This window comes from Mesorhizobium oxytropidicola, from assembly GCF_056174625.1.
Genome location: NZ_CM149692.1, coordinates 1,393,820 through 1,414,851, shown reverse-complemented (window position 1 = coordinate 1,414,851; position 21,032 = coordinate 1,393,820). Strand labels below are relative to the sequence as shown.

20 protein-coding genes and 1 pseudogene are annotated in these 21,032 nt (G+C 64.5%); 4 read left to right on the top strand and 17 right to left on the bottom strand.

Translation table 11 applies throughout. From position 1 onward, the window contains the following. Window positions 1-66 precede the first annotated feature (66 nt). Window positions 67-948, top strand: coding sequence for a LysR family transcriptional regulator (locus tag AC0V8S_RS07030; protein WP_475437265.1), 882 nt, complete (start codon window positions 67-69; stop codon window positions 946-948). 30 nt (window positions 949-978) lie between these two features. On the opposite strand, the gene AC0V8S_RS07025 is transcribed toward AC0V8S_RS07030, so the two are convergent. After that, window positions 979-1,449, bottom strand: coding sequence for a hypothetical protein (locus tag AC0V8S_RS07025; RefSeq protein WP_475437264.1), 471 nt, complete (start codon window positions 1,447-1,449; stop codon window positions 979-981). A gap of 301 nt (window positions 1,450-1,750) precedes the next feature. Here AC0V8S_RS07025 and AC0V8S_RS07020 point away from each other — a divergent pair, with 301 nt between their 5' ends. Next, the gene (locus tag AC0V8S_RS07020; protein ID WP_475437263.1) at window positions 1,751-2,194 is read left to right on the top strand and encodes a hypothetical protein; all 444 of its coding nucleotides are present in this window, start codon (window positions 1,751-1,753) and stop codon (window positions 2,192-2,194) included. Beyond that, window positions 2,191-4,350: a phospholipase D-like domain-containing protein gene (locus AC0V8S_RS07015; RefSeq protein ID WP_475437262.1), complete on the top strand. Its 2,160-nt coding sequence runs from the start codon at window positions 2,191-2,193 to the stop codon at window positions 4,348-4,350. The genes AC0V8S_RS07020 and AC0V8S_RS07015 overlap by 4 nt, the downstream gene beginning before the upstream one ends. Window positions 4,351-4,361: 11 nt before the next feature. Here AC0V8S_RS07015 and AC0V8S_RS07010 read toward each other — a convergent pair whose 3' ends face one another. The 13 genes and pseudogenes from AC0V8S_RS07010 to obgE form a co-directional block, all read right to left on the bottom strand. Further along, on the bottom strand, window positions 4,362-5,618 hold the full coding sequence (locus tag AC0V8S_RS07010; protein ID WP_475438586.1) for a D-amino acid dehydrogenase: 1,257 nt from the start codon (window positions 5,616-5,618) through the stop codon (window positions 4,362-4,364). A gap of 91 nt (window positions 5,619-5,709) precedes the next feature. Continuing rightward, on the bottom strand, window positions 5,710-6,855 hold the full coding sequence (gene alr / locus AC0V8S_RS07005; protein ID WP_183464076.1) for an alanine racemase: 1,146 nt from the start codon (window positions 6,853-6,855) through the stop codon (window positions 5,710-5,712). A 74-nt stretch (window positions 6,856-6,929) separates the two neighbouring features. After that, window positions 6,930-7,451, bottom strand: a complete 522-nt coding sequence (locus AC0V8S_RS07000; protein ID WP_183464078.1) for an RNA pyrophosphohydrolase — start codon at window positions 7,449-7,451, stop codon at window positions 6,930-6,932. 30 nt (window positions 7,452-7,481) lie between these two features. Continuing rightward, window positions 7,482-8,663, bottom strand: a complete 1,182-nt coding sequence (locus AC0V8S_RS06995; protein ID WP_475437261.1) for a divergent polysaccharide deacetylase family protein — start codon at window positions 8,661-8,663, stop codon at window positions 7,482-7,484. Between the two features lie 194 nt (window positions 8,664-8,857). Continuing rightward, a complete protein-coding gene (locus AC0V8S_RS06990; protein WP_475437260.1) occupies window positions 8,858-10,189 on the bottom strand; it encodes a S41 family peptidase in 1,332 nt (443 codons plus the stop codon). A 1-nt stretch (window position 10,190) separates the two neighbouring features. Next, window positions 10,191-11,558: a murein hydrolase activator EnvC family protein gene (locus tag AC0V8S_RS06985; RefSeq protein ID WP_183464084.1), complete on the bottom strand. Its 1,368-nt coding sequence runs from the start codon at window positions 11,556-11,558 to the stop codon at window positions 10,191-10,193. A 207-nt stretch (window positions 11,559-11,765) separates the two neighbouring features. Then, window positions 11,766-12,249: pseudogene (gene rlmH / locus AC0V8S_RS06980) on the bottom strand (23S rRNA (pseudouridine(1915)-N(3))-methyltransferase RlmH). Between the two features lie 72 nt (window positions 12,250-12,321). Then, window positions 12,322-12,699 (bottom strand): ribosome silencing factor, encoded by a 378-nt coding sequence (gene rsfS, locus AC0V8S_RS06975; RefSeq protein ID WP_023777607.1) that lies wholly within the window; start codon window positions 12,697-12,699, stop codon window positions 12,322-12,324. Window positions 12,700-12,878: 179 nt separating this feature from the next. Then, window positions 12,879-14,174, bottom strand: coding sequence for an MFS transporter (locus AC0V8S_RS06970; RefSeq protein ID WP_475437259.1), 1,296 nt, complete (start codon window positions 14,172-14,174; stop codon window positions 12,879-12,881). Window positions 14,175-14,270: 96 nt separating this feature from the next. Next, window positions 14,271-14,858, bottom strand: a complete 588-nt coding sequence (locus tag AC0V8S_RS06965) for a nicotinate-nucleotide adenylyltransferase (RefSeq protein ID WP_475438585.1) — start codon at window positions 14,856-14,858, stop codon at window positions 14,271-14,273. A 72-nt stretch (window positions 14,859-14,930) separates the two neighbouring features. Next, window positions 14,931-16,217 (bottom strand): glutamate-5-semialdehyde dehydrogenase, encoded by a 1,287-nt coding sequence (locus tag AC0V8S_RS06960; protein ID WP_183464090.1) that lies wholly within the window; start codon window positions 16,215-16,217, stop codon window positions 14,931-14,933. 3 nt (window positions 16,218-16,220) lie between these two features. Beyond that, on the bottom strand, window positions 16,221-17,357 hold the full coding sequence (gene proB / locus AC0V8S_RS06955) for a glutamate 5-kinase (protein ID WP_475437258.1): 1,137 nt from the start codon (window positions 17,355-17,357) through the stop codon (window positions 16,221-16,223). A gap of 4 nt (window positions 17,358-17,361) precedes the next feature. Beyond that, on the bottom strand, window positions 17,362-18,393 hold the full coding sequence (gene obgE, locus AC0V8S_RS06950; RefSeq protein ID WP_475437257.1) for a GTPase ObgE: 1,032 nt from the start codon (window positions 18,391-18,393) through the stop codon (window positions 17,362-17,364). 131 nt (window positions 18,394-18,524) lie between these two features. On the opposite strand from obgE, the gene AC0V8S_RS06945 reads away from it, so the two are divergent. Continuing rightward, on the top strand, window positions 18,525-19,394 hold the full coding sequence (locus tag AC0V8S_RS06945) for an endonuclease/exonuclease/phosphatase family protein (protein ID WP_183464094.1): 870 nt from the start codon (window positions 18,525-18,527) through the stop codon (window positions 19,392-19,394). Window positions 19,395-19,401: 7 nt separating this feature from the next. Here the strand turns inward: AC0V8S_RS06945 and AC0V8S_RS06940 are convergent, their stop codons facing one another. From AC0V8S_RS06940 to rpmA, 3 genes are all read right to left on the bottom strand, one after another. Further along, window positions 19,402-19,953 carry a GNAT family N-acetyltransferase gene (locus AC0V8S_RS06940; protein ID WP_432421247.1) on the bottom strand — a complete coding sequence of 184 codons (552 nt, stop codon included), beginning with the start codon at window positions 19,951-19,953 and terminating at the stop codon, window positions 19,402-19,404. 3 nt (window positions 19,954-19,956) lie between these two features. After that, a complete protein-coding gene (locus AC0V8S_RS06935) occupies window positions 19,957-20,544 on the bottom strand; it encodes a GNAT family N-acetyltransferase (RefSeq protein WP_183464096.1) in 588 nt (195 codons plus the stop codon). 120 nt (window positions 20,545-20,664) lie between these two features. Next, window positions 20,665-20,934: a 50S ribosomal protein L27 gene (gene rpmA / locus AC0V8S_RS06930; protein ID WP_010912120.1), complete on the bottom strand. Its 270-nt coding sequence runs from the start codon at window positions 20,932-20,934 to the stop codon at window positions 20,665-20,667. Window positions 20,935-21,032: the final 98 nt, after the last annotated feature.

The following is a 21,032-nucleotide window of genomic DNA, read 5'->3' as shown; positions in this document are numbered from 1 at the left end:
GCGCCAGCGTCACCCCCACCCCGCTCCGCTACGCGGATCGACCCTCCCCACAAGGGGGAGGGTAAGATGAACTGGGATGACGTCCGCATCTTCCTCGCCGTGGCGCGCGCCGGCCAGATCCTCGGCGCCGCCAGGCGGCTGGAGCTCAACCATGCCACCGTCTCGCGCCGCATCGCAGCACTCGAGGACGCGCTGCGCACGAAACTCTTTCGCCGCCTGACCACCGGCAGCGAGTTGACGCCCGCCGGCGAGCGCTTCCTCGACATTGCCGAGCGCATGGAGGGTGACATGATCGCCGCGCGCTCGACCATATCGGGCGAAGGTGACGATATCTCCGGCACCGTGCGCATCGGCGCGCCGGACGGGTTTGGCGTCGCCTTCCTCGCCAGGCGCCTCGGCGAACTGACCGCGCTGCATCGCGAGCTGACGATCCAGCTCGTGCCGGTGCCGCGCTCCTTCTCGCTGTCCCGGCGCGAGGCCGACATCGCCATCACCGTCGAGCGGCCGACCGAGGGTCGCTTGGTGGCGGGAAAGCTGGTCGATTACTCGCTCGGCCTGTTCGCCTCACGCGCCTATGCCGACGCGCATGGCTTGCCCAAAACGGCGGCCGAACTCGCTCGGCACACGCTCATCGGCTATGTGCCGGATCTGATCGTCAGCCCTTCACTCGACTACGCCGCCGAATTCAGCGCCGACTGGCGCACCAGCTTCGCCATTTCCTCGGCCCTCGGCCAGGCCGAAGCGGTGCGCTCGGGCGCCGGCATAGGCATCCTGCACACCTTCGTCGCCCGGTCGATGCCCGAACTGGTGCCCGTCGATGTGGTCGCACCGATCCGCCGCGCCTACTGGCTGGTCTATCACGAATCGGTCAGGCCGCTGCGCCGCGTCCAACTCGTCGCCGGCTTCATCACCAAGGCGGTGGAGCGGGAGCGGAGCCTCTTTACCTGATTTCGCAAACCGGCAGCCGCAATGCGCCGTTCAAGGCGGGTCGAGAACGAATGAATTCACCACACGCTCGACCGTGTCCGCCAATGGGGCCCATCTCTGCGCGACCTCCTCTGCGCTCCCGGCCATCAACGAGCAGTTGACATAACCGTAGCGCGCACCCCGGATTGAAAACGCAATCCTGGAATGGCCGTGCAGGCTGATATTCTCGTCGCTAACGGTGAAATCCAAGTCAGCATGGCGCACTGGGTAGCCGTCTGGAAACCTTGCAAGCCGGTCATTGCTGAAATCGGCCGTGCTGAACGATTTGCCCATCATCCTCGTCCAGGTGTCCATAGACCAGTCCTCGATGAACTTGCGCGGATCGGACGGCGAACCCGGTGCGAGGGGGTTGTAGAGCGAGCCAGACACCATGCAGTCAAGGCCCTCATCAGTGGATTTTATATCCAGCAACATCGCCTCGCCAGAAGGCAGCTCAGTGGTCCATTCCTGAGGAACGGTCAACGAGACCCAGTTATCCCGGTCATGAACCGTATTGTCGGCGGCGTTTGCCCCCCGCTGCGCAGGACAGAAATCCCACAGTCGTAACGAGAAGACAGATACGCATCGCCGGTGCTGGTCCTCCGAATGCCGGGCGGGTCGCCCCTTAAGCTAGACTATGCCAATATTACAACAACGCGGTAGCCACGCGCGCCGCCTTTTCCTTGCCACAAAACCGGCCAGTGTGGCATCAGGGCGTGCGATCCCGAGCCGTGGGCTAGATCGCCCGGTGGGGAAATCATTCAGAAAGCTGGCGCGGATAGACATGCGAGCCGTTCTTGCCATCCTGCCGCTGCTGTTCGTGTCTGCCTGCGCCAACCCATGGACCAAAGTGCCGGAAGCCGAATTGCCTAAGCCGATCCGCTACGCCATGGCGCGCCCCTCGCCTTTCGTCATTGGCAATTATTGCGGTCCGGGCACTCGCACCGGCGATCTGTCGGCCCGACCGGTCGACCGGCTTGACGCGGTCTGCCAGACCCATGACGCCTGCTACATCGCCCGCCACAATCATTGCGACTGCGACGGCGCGCTTGTCGCCTCGGCCAGGGCAATCCGCGATGACAAGACAGCGCCACGCAAGATGCGCGGCGAGGCGGAGCTGCTGATCGCCACCTTCGCCATCCCCGTCTGCAGGGTGTTTCCGCAGGGCTTCATGCCGCCGCGCGATCCGGCGCAGTTGACCGCCATGAAGGCCGGAGCCGCCGGTTGAACCGCCGCGCATCCATCATCCTCGCTTTGTTCGGGTTGGTGCTCATCGCCCTTGTCGGCTGCGCCGGCGCGGGCCGCGATGCCTGCGACCTTCTGCCGGGACAGGCAGCCTGCACGCGGCCCTCTCTATCGGCCAGCACGCCCGGGCCACAGGTCGCGGCGTCGCAGTTTTTCGGCGATGCCGGCGCCAGCGACTACGAAAGACGCTTCCTGGCGCTGCTCGCCCACAACCAACTCGGCGCCATGGATCGCGCCAACGGCACCGGCCCATTCGGGCGCAACCGCCGCGACGTGCAGAACAGTGACTTCCAGGCGACCTATTCGACGCTGCAGCAACTGGCAGGACCGGTCGCCAAGCCACATTTGCCACCGGCCAGTGGCGACAGCGGCGAGGGCCATTTCGACGGCCGCTGGCGCGTGTCGCGGCAGACGCTCTATATCGACGCGGCAGCGCGGCCGTCGGCCCCCAAGACTTTCGATTTCTCCGGCCTGCAGGCGCGCAGCACCGAGATCGTCATGCGCCAGGCCGGCCAGCAGCCTGCCGACATCGAGGCCACCTGCGACGGTCCTCTGGCGATCCGCGCCGCCGGCGCCTCACGCACCATCGCCGCCGGCGCGGCGTTTCGCTTTCGCCTATCCGGCGAGGACGACACGGTCAGCCTGTTTCCCAGCGACAGCCTGAAGCGCTGCACGGCAAGAATCCGCTCCGGCCTTGCCCCGGCCGGCGCGCCGCTCACCATCCGGCGCGAAGAGACCGCCGATCCCGCACTCGCCAGCTTCGACAGCCGCTATGAGCGTTGCCCGGTCCCCGACAGCGCCGGCCTCGACGCCCTCGAGCGCGCCTTCTATGCCAGCCGCTGGCTGTCGCAGACCTGCGCCCTGCCGATCGGCCAGCCCAGGCTGCTGCGCAAGTCGCGCGACGGCTTCAACGCCAAGGTCGAGGCGCTGATGGGCGAGCCACTGTCCGATGCGGCAATAGACAAAGGCGATCCGGAGCTGCCGCTCGATTTCTCCAGGGCGCCAAGGCTGAAGCTGATCTATCTGTCTTCGCTCGAATTCAAGGCCGACTTCTCCGGCTGCATCATGGAGCGGCTGATCCGCTATCATGCCGCCCTTGGCACCAAGGTGCGCATCCTGGTCACCGACGTGCTGGAGCGCGAGAAGGACGACGCCATGCTGCACCGGCTGGCGGCCGAATTCCCCAATGTCGAACTGCAGGAATACCGCTGGCGCGCCGATCATGGCGCGCCGATCGACGAGCAGATCTCACAACTGCACAAGACCCATCATATCAAGATGCTGGCGACGCTGGCTGAGGATCCCGCGCGCTCGCGCGTCATCATCGGCGGCCGTAACATCCATGATGGCTTCCTGTTCCATCAGCCGATCGACCTGTCGCGCTATCCGGACCTGCAGCAATATGGCAAGACCGACGGGCTTTCGCTGAACTACTATTCGAACTGGAGCGACTTCGACATCGAGTTCGCCGACAAGGCGACGGTCGAGATGCTTGCCGCGCATCTGTCGACGACATGGTTGCGCGACGCCGACACCAATCTGGCGCGCCCCTTTTCCATCCCGGTTCGCGGCAATGGCCGCCCCCGAGGCAATGCCCGGCATTTCATCTCGGTGCCCTATGAGGACGACCATGCGCTGGAGGCCTATTTCGTCGAGCTGGTCGATGCCGCCCGGCACCACATCCAGATCGTCAACCCCTACCTCAATTTGACGCCGAGCCTCGCCCAGGCCTTTGACCGGGCGCTTGCGCGCGGCGTCAGGATCGACATTGTCGGCCGCATCGATCTCAAGGGCGATATTGGCGGCAGGTTCCTGACCGCGCTCAACAAGCTGTTCGTCGAGAAATATGGCGACCGCATCAACATCCGCGAGTTCAAGGCGCCTGACGTGGTGCTGCATTCCAAGATCATGATGATCGACGAAAGGCTGGTCGCCATCTCCTCGGTCAACCTCAACAACCGCAGCTTCTTCCACGATTCGGAGAATGGCATGATGGTGCTCGATCCCGCCTTCTACGTCAGGATGAAGCCGATCTATGACGACTACCTCGCCCACTCGAACCCGGTCGCCACCAACGTAACGATCCCATGGGCCTATCGGCTGCTCTTTGACGAGGCTTGGGTCAGGCAGGCGTTCTGACCCATCGCCCCCTATTTCAGGTAGCGTTCCTGCGCCAGCGCACGGGCATCGATGTCGGGCACCTTGTTCGACATGATGTCGGCCAGCACCTTGGCCGAGCCGCAGGCCATGGTCCACCCGAGCGTGCCATGGCCGGTGTTGAGGAAGAGATTGGAAAGCTCGGTGCGGCCGATCAGCGGCGGGCCATCCGGCGTCATCGGCCGCAGTCCGCACCAGAAGGTCGCCTCGCGCATGGCGCCGGCGCCCGCAAAGAGATCGCCGACCGAGTGTTCGAGCGTGCGGCGCCGCGATTCATGCAGCCTGAGGTCGAAGCCGGAAATCTCGGCCGTGCCGCCGACGCGGATGCGGTCGCCAAGCCGGGTGATCGCCACCTTGTAGGTTTCGTCCATCACGGTCGACACCGGCGCCAGGGCGGCATCCTTGATCGGCACGGTGATCGAATAGCCCTTGACCGGATAGACCGGGATCGACCGTTTCATCCGACGCATGAAGCCGGCCGAGTAGCTGCCCAACGCCATCACATAGGCTTCTGAAGCCTTGAACCCCTTGCTGGTGCTGAGATTGGCGATGCGGTTGCGGCTGCGGATGACGCGCCAGATCGTCGTGTCGTATTCGAACGTGACGCCGCGCGCGACGCAGAGTTCGGCCAGTTTCTCGGTGAACATCTTGCAGTCGCCGGTCTCGTCATGCGGCAGCCGCAGCCCCCCGACGAACTTCTCGCGCACACCGGCCAGCGCCGGCTCCGCCGCGATGCAGCCGTCCTGGTCGAGGATCTCGTAGGGCACGCCATATTTCTTCAGCACCTCGACATCGCCGCCGGTGCCGTCGAGCTGCTTTTGCGTGCGAAACAGCTGCAGCGTGCCCTGGGTGCGCTCGTCATAAGTGATGCCGGTTGCTTCGCGCAGCGCCTTCAGCGTGTCGCGGCTGTATTCGGCGAGCGGCACCATGCGCGACTTGTTGATCGCATAGCGCTCGGCCGTGCAGTTGCGCAGCATCTTGACCAGCCAGGTCCACATATGCGGGTCGAAGGCCGGCCGCACCACCAATGGCCCATGCTTCATCAACAGCCATTTGATCGCCTTCAGCGGAATGCCGGGCCCGGCCCAGGGCGAGGCATAGCCGGGCGAAATCTCGCCGGCATTGGCGAAGCTGGTTTCCAGCGCCGGGCCTTTCTGGCGGTCGAGCACCGTCACCTCGTGACCAGCCCTGGCAAGATAATAGGCCGTGGTCACCCCGATGACGCCACCGCCCAGCACCATGATCTTCATCGCATCACGCTCCACGCCGCCACGGACACCGGGCATGCCATTCCCTGTCTGCCGGATTTTGCCGCGCCCGCCAAGAGGCTAGCCCAAAGGGCTATCCATTGACGTAATGCCTATGAAAGCGCGGGCCGAGGCTGGCCAGGATTTCATAGCCGATGGTGCCGGCATGGCCGGCGGCATCGTCGACGCTCTGCGAAGGACCGAGCAGCTCGACCAGATCGCCCTCGCGCAGTTTGCCGGGCAGCAAGGCGGAGACGTCGAGAATGATCGAATCCATCGACACACGGCCGAGGAAAGGCAGGCGCACCCCTTCGAACCACGCCGCCGAAGTGGAGCGACGCAGCCAGCCATCCGCATAGCCGAACGAGATCGTCGCCAGGCTCAGCGGGCCTTCCGCGTGATAGGTATGGCCGTAGCCGACGCCGGTGCCTTTTTCGACGCGGCGCGTCTGCGCCACCTTGGCCCGCAGCCGCACGACAGGCAGCATCGGATTGGGCTCGCCAGGCGTGGGATTGATGCCGTAGAGCGCCGCTCCCGGCCGGGCGAGGTGGTAATGGTAGGGCTGCCCGAGAAAAATGCCGGAAGAGTTGGCAAGCGAGGCGGGCGCCTCGGGCAGCATGGCGCGCAGCCGCTCGAAGGCCTGCCGCTGTTGTTCATTGGCCGAATGGCGCGGCTCGTCGGCGCAGGCCAGATGGCTCATCACATACCGGATGTCGATGCCTTCGAAAGCATCGGCATCTCCGGCCAGTGCCTCGACTTCGGACGGCGCCATACCGAGCCGCGACATGCCGCTGTCGACCTGAACCGCCGCCGGCAGCTTTCGGCCGGCAGCGCGTGCCGCAGCACTCCAGGCTTTCAACTGTCCGACACTGTTGACGACCGCGCAGAGGCCGGCTGCCACCGCTTCCGGTTCGGAACCCGGCGGCAGCCCGTTCAGCACGTAAATGTCGGGCCCGCCCCCGATCGCCTTGCGCAGCTTGACGCCTTCGGCCAGCAGCGCGACGAAGAAGATATCGCAACCATCCTTGATGAGTGCCGATGCCACTTGGGCGGCACCGAGGCCGTAGCCGTCGGCCTTGACCACGCCAGCGCAGCGCACGCCACCCAGCCGTGCCTTCAGCCGCCTGTAATTTTCACGGATCGCGCCGAGATCGATGGTCAGGATCGCGCCAGCCGCCGCTTCGCTGACCGGCCAATCGGTGACGGTTTTCGCTGCAGTCGGGTTGACGGCGTCGTTCATTGGCGACCCTCATTGCATCGGCCATCAATACGACCACCGCACGGGCGCGGCAACCTTGGCCAACGTTTTGCGGACTAGCGCGCCAGATGGCTGAACGCCGCCACCACGTCTTCATAGACCTTGCGCTTGAACGGCACGATCAGGTCGGGCAGATCCCGCATCGGCCGCCACGACCATTTGTCGAATTCGGCGGTGTGGCCGCCCGGCGGCGGATTGATCTGGATCTCGCTCACATCGCCATGGAAGCGGAAGGCGAACCATTTCTGCGTCTGGCCGCGATAGCGCCCCTTGAAGGCAATGCCGACGAGGTGGTCCGGCAGATCATAATTGATCCAGTCCGGCGCCTCGGCGAGCAGCGAGACGCTGCGCATGCCGGTCTCCTCGTAGAGCTCCCGCTCGGCCGCCTGCAGCGGCTCCTCGCCCTTGTCGATGCCGCCTTGCGGCATCTGCCAGAGCTGCGTCGTGCCCGCGAATTCGCTGTCGGGCTCGGCAATGCGATGCCCGACCCAGACCAGGCCATCGCCATTGAGGATCATCAGCCCGACACAGGGACGGTAGGGCAGCGTTTCACGGTCGACGATCTTCGTCTTCGGCATCAGTCAGTCTCTCCAGCCATCTTCCGATGGCTAACCCTTTTGCGGATCGATGGCCACCGCCGAAATCGGCACGATCTCGATGCCGCGTTTCTTGGCCTCGGCAATCCAGGATGAGACCGTGTCGACCGTCAGGTCGAAGGCCGAGCCGATGCCGACGGCAGAGCCCTTGGCCCGCGCGGTGGCTTCGAGACTGTCCAGTTTCTTCAGGATGGCACCGCGATCCTGCACCGCGTCGATCGCCATGTCGCCGGCGACGAAGGGCACGCCGTCCTTCAGCGCCAGGTCGGGCGCCAGGCTGCGCGCCGACGAGCCATCGTCGATATAGGCGAGACCCCGTTTGCCGAGTTCGGCCATGAACGGCTCCATCGCCGCCGTGTCGGCGGAAAAGCGTGCGCCCATATAGTTCATGACACCGGTATAGTTCGTCGTCCGCGACAGCGCCCAGTGCAGGTTTTTCAGGTTTTCTTCGGCGCTCGCCGCCACCGTCAGCGTGTTGCGGCCGGGGTTGACGTTGGGATAGTCGAACGGTTCGAGCGGCACCTGCATGACGATCTCGTGGCCGCCCTGCCGGGCGGCCTGCATCCAGCGGCCGATGCTGTTGCCTTGCGGCGCGAAAGCCAGCGTCACTTCCGCCGGCAGCTTGGCGATGGCCGCCTGGGTGCCGGTCTGCGACACGGCAAGTCCACCGATGACGATTGCCACCCGCGCACCGCGCGCGCCGGACCACGGCCGTGCATAGACATCGAACGGCCGCCTGCCATCGGCGGAGCGTATCGGCAAGGGTCCGACGTCGCTGGTTTCGATCAGCGCCTTGTCGGGAAGATGCGCAATCTTCAGGTTCTGCCCAATGCTCGACGGATCGCGAATGACGATAGCCGCCTGCGGCGGACCATCGCCCTCCTCCTTCTGCACATGGATGATCTGCGGACCACCGGTCTTGGTTGGCGTTTCAACCTTTGGTGCCGCGACAGGGGCCAAAGCGGATGGCGCGGCAGCGGGCTCGGCCGCCGCCGTCACCTTCGGCGTCGAAACTGCGACCTCTTGCGGCTTGCGAAACGGCTTTTCCCGGAGCGCGATCGCGGCGGACACGCCAACCACCGCCAGCACGACAATTGTCGACACGATCACGCCCGCACTGACCTTGCCGGCGGCGCGCGGCGCCTGGACGGTCTGTCCAAGCGGGCGTTCGATGTCCTTGCCGATATCAGCCAAGCGCTGTCCCCGGAGCGCATGGTTCCGAAGGCGACCCCCTTCGGCGACATGCGCGAATTCATCAACCCTGGCGCGCCACTGGCGCCGAATCTGGAGGCCTTGTCTTGCCTCCCCGAATCAAACTGCCGGAACCTTTCGGTCCCGGCAGCATCGCATTGCTTCGTTCAGCCGGCCAGACCTGGCCGGCCAAGCCGTTACTGGTTGAGCACGGCCTTTTCCGGATTGGGCGGGAAGGCCGGATCGGTCTTCTGACCGCGCAGCAGCTGCTCTGCATAGATGAGCTGCAGATCGTCCTTCGGATCCGGCGGCACATAGGCGGCCGAGCCCGAGCCGGTCGAGCTCTCGTCGGCGCCCTTGATATGACCCTTGAGATCGGACTCGCCGCGCGTCAAATCCCTGCCCTGCAGTTCGGGCGGCAGCGGCTGGTCGACCTTGATGTCGGGCGTGATGCCCTTGCCCTGGATCGACTTGCCGGACGGCGTGTAATAGAGCGCCGTCGTCAGCCTGAGCGCACCATTCTCGCCGAGCGGAATGATGGTCTGCACCGAACCCTTGCCAAAGGACTGCGTACCGACCACCGTGACGCGGCGCAGATCCTGCAGCGCGCCGGCGACGATTTCGGAAGCGCTGGCCGAGCCGCCATTGACGAGCACGATTATCGGCTTGCCGTTGACATCGTCGACCTGCTTCGGCTTGGCGTCGAAGCGGGTGACGTCCTTCGGATCGCGGCCGCGCGTCGAGACGATCTCGCCGCGCTTCAGGAAGGCGTCGGACACGCTCACCGCCTGGTCGAGCAGACCGCCCGGATTGAGGCGCAGATCGAGCACATAGCCCTTGAGCTTGTCGTCCGGCACCTGCTTCTTGATGGTGTCGATGGCATTCTCGAGGTCGTCATAGGTCTTTTCGGTGAAGGAGGTGATCTTCATATAACCGATGTCTTTCTCGACCCGGAACTTGACCGCCTTGACCTTGATGATGTCGCGCACAACCGTCAGCTCGATCGGCTTGTCGGCGCCCTGGCGCAGGATGGTGAGCTTGATCGGCGTGTTGACCAGGCCGCGCATCTTGTCGACCGCGTCGTTGAGCGTCAGGCCGCGAACCTCTTCGCCGTCGATCTTGGCGATATAGTCGCCGGCCAGCACGCCAGCCTTGGCGGCAGGCGTGTCGTCGATCGGCGTGATCACCTTGACCAGGTCGTTCTCCATGGTGACCTCGATGCCGAGGCCGCCGAACTCGCCCTTGGTCTGCACGCGCATGTCCTGCGCCTGTTCGGCGTTCATGTAGGAGGAGTGCGGGTCAAGCGACGAAAGCATGCCGTTGATGGCGTTCTCGACCAGCGACTTGTCGTCGGGCGGCGTGACATATTGTGCCCGCACCCGCTCGAAGATGTCGCCGAAGATCGCCAGCTGCTTGTAGGTCTCCGATCCCGCAGCGTTCGCCGACGAGCCAGGAGCACCATAGACAAGGCTCATGGCGGAGGCGCCCATCAGCGCACCGGCAAACAGAAGCGACAGTTTCCGCATCATTTCACGTCCTTCCAGAAAAACGGTCCGCCCACCATGGGGCCGGATCGACGGGTTTTCCATCCTTGCGGAACTCGACATAAAGTTCCGGCGTGGCATTTCCATTCTTCGAAACCGAGGTGCTTGCCACCCGGGCCTCTCCCATCGCGCCGACCGGCTCTCCTGCGAGCACCGACTGGCCAGTCACGACGCTGATTCTGCTCATCCCCGCCAGAACGACATGATAGCCGTCCCCGGCATTGAGGATCAAGAGTTGACCATAGGAGCGAAACGGCCCCGCATAAAGCACATTCCCATCCGCCGGCGCGGTGACGATGGCTCCCGATTGTGTCGCAAGCATGTCTCCAAGCATCACTGCGCCGTTACCGTCATCGGCGCCAAAGCGGCGTTTGATGCGGCCGGTGACCGGCAGCGCGATCTGCCCCTGCAGCGCCGAAAAGGGAGCTGCTGCGGTGAGCCGGTTGCCTTCGGGGACCGGCAGTGCTGCCAGCGATGCCGTCTTGTCGCCCGTCTGATCGTCAGCCGGCTGGCCCGCGGCGGCTGCCTTTGCGGCTTCCGCGGCCTTGCGGGTCTTGTCGGCCTGCGCTTCGAGCGAGGAGATCAGGTCCTTCAGGCTGGAAGCCTTGGCCGCCAACTGCTCGGAGCGCTGCTGCTCGGCCGTCATTTGCGCCTGCGTATCGGCCTCGAGCTTCTGCTTGGCTTCGAGCAGCATGCCGAGCCGCTTCTTTTCCGCCACCTGCTCGCCGACCGCTTCCGTCAGCCGCGCCCGTTCGGCCTCGATCGAGGCCGTCACCCGGGTCTGCTCCTTGAGGTCGGCCAGCAGGCTATCGGTCTGCTGGCGCAATTCCGGCACCACGGCGCCGAGCAGGATGGCGCTGCGCACCGACGACAGCGCGTCCTCCGGCTTGACCAGGATCGCCGGCGGCGGGTTGAGGCCCATGCGCTGCAGCGCGCCCAGCACTTCGGCCAGCACGTCGCGCCGCGCCACAAGAGAGGTGCGGATCTTCTGTTGCTGGCCCTTGAGCCCTTCCAGCTTGGCGCCGATGTCCTCGATGTCCTGGCCAAGTTTCTGCTCGGTCATCGCCGACTGGATCAGCGCCGCGGTGATAGAGGCATGGTCCTTCTTGACCGCGGCGATATCGGCGGCGAGCTTGGCCAGCCGTTCCGACGACAGCGTTATTTCCTTGGAAACCTGTTCGTACTCGGCGCGGCTCTGGTCCGGATCGGGCGCCATGTCGAGCGCGTTCTCGGCCCGGGTGGCATGCAACGACAAAAGCACCGCCACCGCCGCGATGCCGCAGCGCGCGCGCCCAAAGCGCCCGGTTGATGAGCCCGCTGTTGGGCCCAGTGTCGATTTCCAGCCTTCAGACATTCGCGATCTATACTATCCGCGGCTTCGTTAACGAATCATCAACCATATTCGAAGAGCCCGTCCCCGACTGCATGTTGCCCAAAAGTGGTCCCCTTTTTGGGAAAACGACATGCATAAAACTAGAGATTTTCGATCTTGCGCGGCATTGGGGCGGAAATCCGGGCAATGGGCGACGAATCACCGCTGGCGGCAACTGTAGCGGCAGGCTCAGGAGCGATGATAGGGGTGGCCGGAAAGGATCGTCGCTACCCTGTAGAGCTGCTCGCCCAGCATCACCCGCACCAGCTGATGCGGCCAGGTCAGCGCACCGAACGACAGCACCAGCTCGGCCTGGTCGCGCAGCGACGGATCGTGGCCGTCGGCGCCACCGATAGCCAGCACCAGCGCCTTGCGCCCGCCGTCGCGCAACTGTCCGATACGATTGGCGAAATCCTGCGAGGAAAGGCTCTTGCCGCGCTCATCGAGCAGGATCAGTGCCGTGCCCGGCTGCAGCTGCGCCTGCAGCCTCGAGCCCTCGTCACGCTGGCGCTCGGTAGCGCTCTGCGACCGGCCCTCGGCGATCTCGGTAATCCCGGCGAATTCGAGCCCAACCGGCGGGCCCGCTCTTGGCGAAGCGTTCGAAATAGCGGTCGGCCAACTCCCGCTCGGGACCGGTTTTCATTCGGCCCACGGCATGAACTGAAATCTTCATCCCGCCTCTATAAGCCGTTAGTGCATGTCACCCAAAGGTGAAATCCGGTTTTGGGCAACGACACAGGGCAGCTTAATGAAGGGTCTCTTCCTCGAGATCCGGCGCCTGCCACATCTTTTCGAGATTGTAGAATTCGCGGACTTCGGGACGGAAGACATGGACGATGATGTCGCCTGAATCGATCAGGACCCAGTCGGCGCCGGACAGTCCCTCGACGCGCGCGGTGCCGAGGCCGGCATCCTTGAGCGCCTTGAGGAGATGGTCGGCGACAGCCGAGACATGACGGTGCGATCGGCCCGACGCGACGACCATGTAGTCGCCGAGGCTCGATTTCCCCTGAATGTCGATTGAGACAATATTTTCGGCCTTGGAGTCTTCCAGACTGGCAAGGACTGTCTTGATGGCACGGGACACGGCGTCGTCTACGCTGATCCTGGCCGGCGAAGGCATGATATCGGCCTTCTTCCGCAGTGCTGTTCTCAGTGTATTTCCTTTCGCAGCAAGAACAACCAAATCACCCCCAAAAGCAGGTGACACCACTTAGATAGGCAGAGTTCCGTTGCAGTTTCAAGACGCAGCCGCAGAAGCAGGTTCGCCAGGCATCAGAAATGAAGCCCGTCGGCAAGGGATCAGCCCGGTTTCCCGGCGGTATCGTCCGGCGCATAGGCGAGCTCGACCGGCAGCGGCGCCTGCGCCGTCATCGGTGCGAAACTGCCGGTCTCAGTGGCCGGCACGGCCTGTGTTGTGAACACGCGCAACAGCACGAACAGGCAGAAGGCGCAGGCGATGACAACAGCCACATAGATGAAGGCCTGCGTGCCGAAGGCGGCCGAAAGGGCGGTGACGATGCCCGGCACGATGAAGCCCGACAGCGACCAGGCGAAAAGAAGCGAGCTGGACAGCGCCACCATGTCGTCCTTGCCTGCGCGGTCAGCAGCGTGCGCGCTGGACAGTGAATAGATCGATTCGGAGGCGCCGTCCCACAAGACATAGATCACCAACAGCGCCGGCAGCGCGCCGCCGTCGAAACCGAGCGCGAACATGCCGGCCGCGGCGGCCAGTGCGGACGCCCCGATCAGCACGTAACGGCGATCGGTGCGGTCGGAGATCCAGCCCAACGGAAGCTGCAGGATCAGCGTGCCGAGCGGCATCACCGAAAGCAGCAATGCCACATCGGCCTGGCTGTAGCCCTTGGCCGTGGCGTGGATCGGCGCGAAACCGGAAATCGACATGGACAGGCCGCCGACCGCCAGCATGCCGGCAACACCGACCGGCGAAATCCGCCAGGCCCGGCGCAGCGCCACCGAGGCCGCCTGCGGCGCTGGCGGCTGCGCCAGCCGCGTCATGCCGACAGGCAGGATCGACAGAGCGGTAAAGACAATGCCGATCAACGGTGCGTCCGCGGTTTTGATGTCGACCAACGCCAGCGTCGCATAGCCGACGCCGAGCCCCGCGACATAGGCGACGTAGAAGAAAGCCATCACCCGGCCGCGTATGGCATTGGCGACCGCATCGTTCAGCCAGCTCTGCGCGACGATGAACAGGCCGCAAATGGCAAAACCGTAGAGGGCGCGCGCGCCGATCCACAGCAAGGGATGCGGTCCGGCACCGATGGCCGCATTGGAAAGCGCGATCAGCGCCGACAGCACCATGAAGGCACGGGCATGGCCGACCCTGCGCACCAGCGGCCCGGTCAGGATGCAGCCGGCAAGACCGCCAGCCGAGAGGCCGGTGACGATCAGCCCGGCCCAGGTCGGATCGAAACCCTCGACGCCAAGCCGGACCGGGATGTAGGCAAACATCAGCCCATTGCCGATGGCGATCAGCGCCATCGACACGATGACGCTGGCAATCGCGATCAGCGGCGTCGGCGCGCTGCCATGCTCCGGCTCGATTGCGGGTTGGGTCTTGGTTTGAATTGCCATATCGGGCCAGCATCGCCGATCCGTCGGGCGGGCGCCGCTGTAAAAACGACATAGGCGGGCGGGCGAAACGCGGCCCTTCCCCTTGGCGTGGAGGCCCTACCCTTTCGCCATTTTCCGGATCGCGCTCGACGACAGCGAGGAGCGTGGGCCGTGGATGAAGGTCCAGGCCGGCGCCTTCATGCGGGCAAGCAGCGGCGCGTCGCCTTCGTCGATGCGGGCATAATCGAAGGTCTTGGCGACGACCGACGACAGAAACGACAGCGTCGCGCCCGGCCGGTCGATGACCGCGATGGGGAAGGTCAGCACGATTTCGCGCCAGCGCTGCCAGCGGTGGAAATCGCGCAAACTGTCCGCCCCCATGATCCAGACGAACTCGACTCCAGGATTGCGCGCCTTGACCAGCGCCAGCGTGTCGGCGGTGTAGCGCACATGATGCGCGGCTTCGAAGGCGGTGACCTTGATCTTCGGGTTCCTGGCGATCTTCTCCGACAGCTGCAGCCGTTCAGCCAGCGGCGCCAGCTCGCGCGTGCTCTTCAGCGGATTGCCCGGCGTCACCATCCACCAAAGCTGGTCAAGCGCCAGGCGCCGCAGCGCAATCTCGGCGACCAGCGCATGGCCGGCATGCGGCGGGTTGAACGAACCGCCGAACAGACCGACAGCCAGGCCTTTTTCGGCATGCGGCATTTTCAGGTAACGAGAGGGGACCGCCGGTTCGGAAGATGCCAGCATCGCCTCAGGCTCTAGCGACGAAAAGCGTCAAGGCCTCACCTGTCCCGACCCGCGCACGCGGTATTTGAACGAGGTCAGCTGCTCGACGCCGACCGGCCCGCGCGCATGCATCTTGCCGGTGGCGATGCCGATCTCGGCGCCCATGCCGAACTCGCCGCCATCGGCGAACTGCGTCGAGGCGTTGTGCAGCAGGATCGCCGAATCGATCTCGTTGAAGAACCGCTCCACGGCCTTCGCGTCCTCGGCGACGATCGCCTCGGTGTGATGCGAGGAGAAGGTTTCGATGTGTTCGATCGCACCGCCAATGCCGTCGACCAACTTCACCGCGATGATGGCGTCGAGATATTCGGTCACCCAGTCGGCATCGGTCGCCGGCTTGGCGTCGAAAAACACTTTCAGCACCTCGGCATCGGCATGGATCTCGCAGCCGGCGGCGCGCAGCGCATCAAGGATCGGCACCAGATGGGTTGATGCAACCGAGCGGTCGATCAGCAGCGTCTCGGCGGCACCACACACGCCGGTGCGCCGCATCTTGGCGTTGACGGCGATCTTCACCGCCATGTCGAGATCGGCGGAGCGGTCGATGTAGAGATGGCAGATGCCTTCGAGATGCGCGAAGACCGGCACCCGTGCCTCGCTCTGCACCCGCCCGACCAGGCTTTTGCCGCCGCGCGGAATGATGACGTCGAGCGCACCACCTAGCCCCTTCAGCATCTCGCCGACCGCGGCGCGGTCGGTGGTCGGCACCAGCTGGATGGCGTCCTCAGGCAGGCTGGCTTCCTTCAACCCCTCTACCAGGCAGGCATGAATAGCGGCGGATGAATTGAGCGAATCGGAGCCGCCGCGCAGGATCACCGGATTGCCGGCCTTAAGGCAGAGCGCGCCGGCATCGGCAGTGACGTTCGGCCGGCTTTCGTAGATGACACCGACGACGCCGAGCGGCGTGCGCACGCGCTCGATCTGCAAGCCATTCGGCCGTTCCCAGGCCGCGATCACGTCGCCGACCGGATCGCTGAGTTCGGCGATTTCGCGGATGCCGTCGGCCATGGCGCGGATACGTGCCGGATCGAGCTTCAGCCGGTCCATGAAGGACGCGGACAGCCCGGACTCCTCGCCATTCGAGACGTCGATGGCGTTGGCGTCGAGAATGTCCTGCTCGCGGGTGATTATGGCCTTGGCCATGGCGGCAAGAGCGGCGTTCTTGGCTGCGGTCGACGCGACGGCCAACGGTCGGGCAGCGGCGCGGGCGCGGCGGCCTATATCGGCCATCAGCGCCACTGTGTCGTCTCCGGATTGTTCATGCAGCTTCAGCATGGCTCATCCTCCGCTTATGTCGCCTCCGGCGTGACTCACCACGAGGTCGTCGCGGTGGATCATCGCCGAGCGCGCTTCGTAACCGAGCACGGTTTCGATCTCGGCCGTCTTCAGGCCTGCGATCCTTACGGCATCGGCGGCATCATAGGCAACCAGCCCGCGCGCGATCTCGCGGCCCTCGGGTGACAGGATCGCCACCGTATCGCCGCGCGAAAAATTGCCGCTGACCAGCTTGACGCCGGCCGGCAGCAGCGATTTGCCCGAGGTGAGCGCGCCAACGGCGCCGGCATCGACCGTCAGCCGGCCGGCCGGTTCGAGCTGGCCGGCGATCCAGGTCTTGTAGCCCTTGACCGGATTGGCGCTCGGCCGGAAGAAGGTGGCGCGCTCGCCGCGCTCGATCGCCATCAGCGGCGACAGCCGTGTGCCCGAGGTGATGATCATCGCGGTGCCGGCGGCGGTGGCGATCTTGCCGGCATCGAGTTTTGTCCGCATGCCGCCGCGCGACAGTTCGGACGCGGCAGCTCCCGCCATCGCCTCGATGTCAGGCGTGATGCGGTCGACCACCGGAATGAATTTGGCTTGCGGATCGCGCGCCGGCGGCGCCGTATAGAGCCCGTCGATATCGGACAGCAGAACCAGAAGATCGGCGCCCATCATCGTCGCGACACGCGCGGCCAGCCGGTCATTGTCGCCATAGCGGATTTCGGAAGTGGCGACCGTGTCGTTCTCGTTGATGACCGGCACCGCCTTCATCTTGAGCAGCGTCGAGATCGTCGCCCGCGCATTGAGATAACGCCGGCGTTCCTCGGTGTCGCCAAGGGTCAAAAGAATCTGGCCTGATTTCAGCGCGCCCTTGCCAAGCGCATCCGACCAGGCGCCGGCCAGCGCAATCTGTCCGACGGCCGCCGCCGCCTGGCTCTCCTCGAGCTTCAAGGCGCGCTTGCCCAACCCCAGAATGGTGCGGCCAAGCGCAATGGCGCCGGAGGACACGACGAGGATTTCGGCGCCGCCTTGAGCCAGCACGGCGATGTCGTCGGCGAGCGAAGCCAGCCAGTCACGCTTCAGGCCGCTCGCGCGGTCGACGAGCAATGCCGAGCCGATCTTGACGGTGATGCGCCGGTATTTTTTCAGCGACTGCATGGCCTTACTTTTCCCAGCGCGTCTCGACCACGGGCGCAGCCTCCGCGCGCGCCTCGGCAATCACTGTCATCAGCGCCCGCAGCACCGCCTCGACGCCTTCGCCGGTGACGGCGGACAGGAGCATCGGCGCACGCCCGGCGGCGCGCTTCAGCGAAGCGACCTTCTTCTTGCGCGCATCGGCATCGAGCGTGTCGACTTGCGAAAGGGCCAATATCTGGACCTTCTCGATCAGCCCATTGCCATAGGCATCGAGCTCGGCGCGCACGGTCTTGTAGGCCTTGCCCGGATTTTCCTCCTGCGCCGAAACCAGATGCAGCAGCACGCGTGTGCGCTCGACATGGCCGAGGAACCGGTCGCCGATGCCCACCCCCTCATGCGCGCCTTCGATGAGACCTGGAATGTCGGCGATGACGAATTCGCGCGCATCGATACGGGCGACGCCGAGGCCGGGATGCAGCGTCGTGAACGGATAGTCGGCGATCTTTGGCTTGGCTGCGGTGACGGCGGCGAGGAAAGTCGACTTGCCGGCATTGGGCAGCCCGACCAGCCCGGCATCGGCGATCAGCTTCAGCCGCAGCCAGATGTTGAGTTCTTCGCCGGGAAGGCCGGGATTGGCGCGGCGCGGTGCCTGGTTGGTCGAGGTCTTGAAATGCTGGTTGCCGAAGCCGCCATTGCCGCCCTTGGCGAGCAGGAAGCGCTGGCCGACCACGGTGAGGTCGCAGATCAGCGTCTCATTGTCTTCCTCGAACACCTGCGTTCCGGCCGGCACTTTCAGCGTGACATCGGCGCCTTTGGCGCCGGTCATGTTGCGGCCCATACCGTGGACCCCGGTCTTGGCCTTGAAATGTTGCTGGTAGCGATAGTCGATCAGCGTGTTCAGCCCGTCGACCGCTTCCAGCCAGACATCGCCGCCACGCCCGCCATCGCCGCCATCCGGCCCGCCGAACTCGATGAATTTCTCGCGCCGGAACGACACCGAACCGGCGCCCCCGTCACCGGAGCGGACATAGACCTTGGCTTGATCGAGAAATTTCATGAGATTGCAGTTTCTTTATTGGCCTTGCGGCATTGCTCTAAACCTTGGGCCTTGCTCTAAACCAAGGCGCGGTCAAGGGCGAGACCGTTTTGTGACAATGGCCGCGTGGGGCCGGCCGGAGAGATGTTGCTATGAAGCTTGTAACCTACAACATCCAGTACGGCATCGGTCTTGATGGCCACTATGATGTCGCGCGCATTGCCGAGGCGGTGCGCGGCGCCGATGTGATCGCGCTGCAGGAGGTCACCCGCAACAATCCGAGAAACGGCGGGCGCGACATGGTCGCCGAGATCGGCGAGGCACTGCCCGACTATTTCGCCGTCTATGGCAGCAATTTCGAGGCCAATATCGGCTCGCGCATCGAGAACGGCCGTGCCATCACCACGACCTTCCAGCTCGGCAACATGATGCTGTCGAAAACGCCCATTCATCTGTCGCGCAACCTGCTTTTGCCGCGCAGCCGCAGCTTCGAGATGATGAACTTCCAGCGCGGCGCGCTGGAAGCGCTGATCGAGACGCCGCTTGGTTTCATCCGCTTCTATTCCATTCATCTCGATCACCGCAGTCCGGTCGAACGCACCAGCCAGATCCAGTTCCTGCGCCGGCGCCTGTTGAACTATGCGCTTGAAGGCGGCGCGCTGTCCGGCGTCGCCGAGATCGGCCTGCCGGAATTGCCGCATCCCGAGGCCTTTGTGGCGATGGGCGATTTCAACATGCTGGCCGGCTCGCCCGAATATGTCGAACTCGCCGGCCGGCCGGACCACCAATTCGGCATGCCGCTGACCGCCGACTTCGCCGTCGATGCCGCCGTGCGCCTCAATGCCACCGGCGAGGATCTCGCCAGCTGGGCCGACCCCAAGGACCCCGCTAACGCCAGCCGCCACAAGCGCATCGACTATGTCTTCACCAGCGCGTCGCTTGCCCGATCGCTGCAGCGCCTGTGGGTCGACCACCAGGCAACCGGTTCGGACCATCTGCCGGTGTGGGCCGAACTGGGCTGATGGCTCTTCATCCGGCTGCGTTTTCGCGCTGGACGATCGCCATCATGATCGTATCGCCGTATTGCCCGTCGATACAGATAGCGTCGCGCTGCACACCCTCCCTGACAAACCCGACCTTGTCGTAGAGAGCGATGGCGCGGGCATTGTCGGCATGCACGGACAGCTCGACGCGGACAAAGCCCACCTTGCGTGCCTGCGCCAAGGTCGCGTTGATAAGCCGCAGTCCGAGGCCACGCCCGCGATGGGAGGCAACAATCCCCATTCCGAGGCTGCCGCGATGGGCATGGATGAGCCGGTCATGGCGTGAGATATCGCACCAACCGACAACCCCGCCACGAACCACGGCGACGAAACCTGGATCGCCTGCCGCGATACGGTCCAATACGAATCGCCGGGTTTGATCCAGTGGTGGCGCCTCGAGGAAAGACAGGTACTTCCGCTCACGCGCAACGAGATCAAGCGCGCGATGAAAGCTTTCGATATGATCCGGCGTTATCGGCGCGATCGCGATCGTTTCAATATCGTTGCTGTCATCGACCATTGGCTTGACCGACGTCATCGATCAAAAATGCACCCAGTTGCGCAGGCTAATCCACGTCTTGCGATCCAGCCTGTAGCGCTCGACCGGCACCTGGCCGGCGACGATCGAATTCAGCATGCCCTGGCCGGCATACTGGAAGCCGCACTTGTGGATCACCCGGCGCGAGGCCGGATTGATGACCCGCGTCGAGGCATGCAGCACCTGGACCGACGTCTTCTGGAAGGCGAGGTCGACCAGCGCGTGGGCCGCTTCCGTCGCATAGCCGCGCTTCCAGTAGGGTTCGCCGATCCAGTAGCCGAGCTCCAGCCCGCGATCGGTGGTGTTGAGCCCGGCGCAGCCGACGAACGTGTCGGTGCCGGCCAGCGTCAGCGCATAGGCGATGCCGGCGCGGCGCGACCTTGTCATGGCGAGGAAAGCCCGGGCCTCGGCCTCGCCATAGGGGTGCGGCATGCGCGCCAGCATTTCGGCGACATGACGGTTGTCGGCAAGCTCGACCAGTTGCGCGATGTCGCTCTCGCTCGGCGCCCGCATCACCAGCCGCTCGGTGACCAGCACCGGGCAGTCTATCGCGTAACTTTCGTCTTCTGAGTCTTCCGCTTCGGCAACCATTTCAAAGTCCTCCAGGCACAAGAAAAAGGGGAGATGGAAACCCATCTCCCCTGATCCTTTTCCTGGCGTTGCCAGACACCGGTTCCCGAGATGGGCGCCGGTGTTCTAGTGCGGAACCGGCTACTCCGCGGCTTTGGTAATCGGGTTGACCGATACGTAGGTTCGGCCGTTGGCTTTTTTGTTGAACGTCACGGCGCCGGATTCGAGCGCGAAAAGGGTATGGTCCGTGCCCATGCCGACATTGACGCCGGGATGCCAGGTCGTGCCGCGTTGACGAATGATGATGTTGCCCGGGATGACGGCTTCGCCGCCGAACTTCTTCACGCCCAGACGCTTGGAATGCGAGTCGCGCCCGTTGCGCGACGAGCCGCCAGCTTTCTTGTGTGCCATCTAACTAACTCCGTTGCGCCGCAAGGCGCCTAAAAGGCCTTATGAACGCGTTCGCGTTCCGTTTCAAGTCCGATCCGGCGGATGTTTCGCCGGAAAAA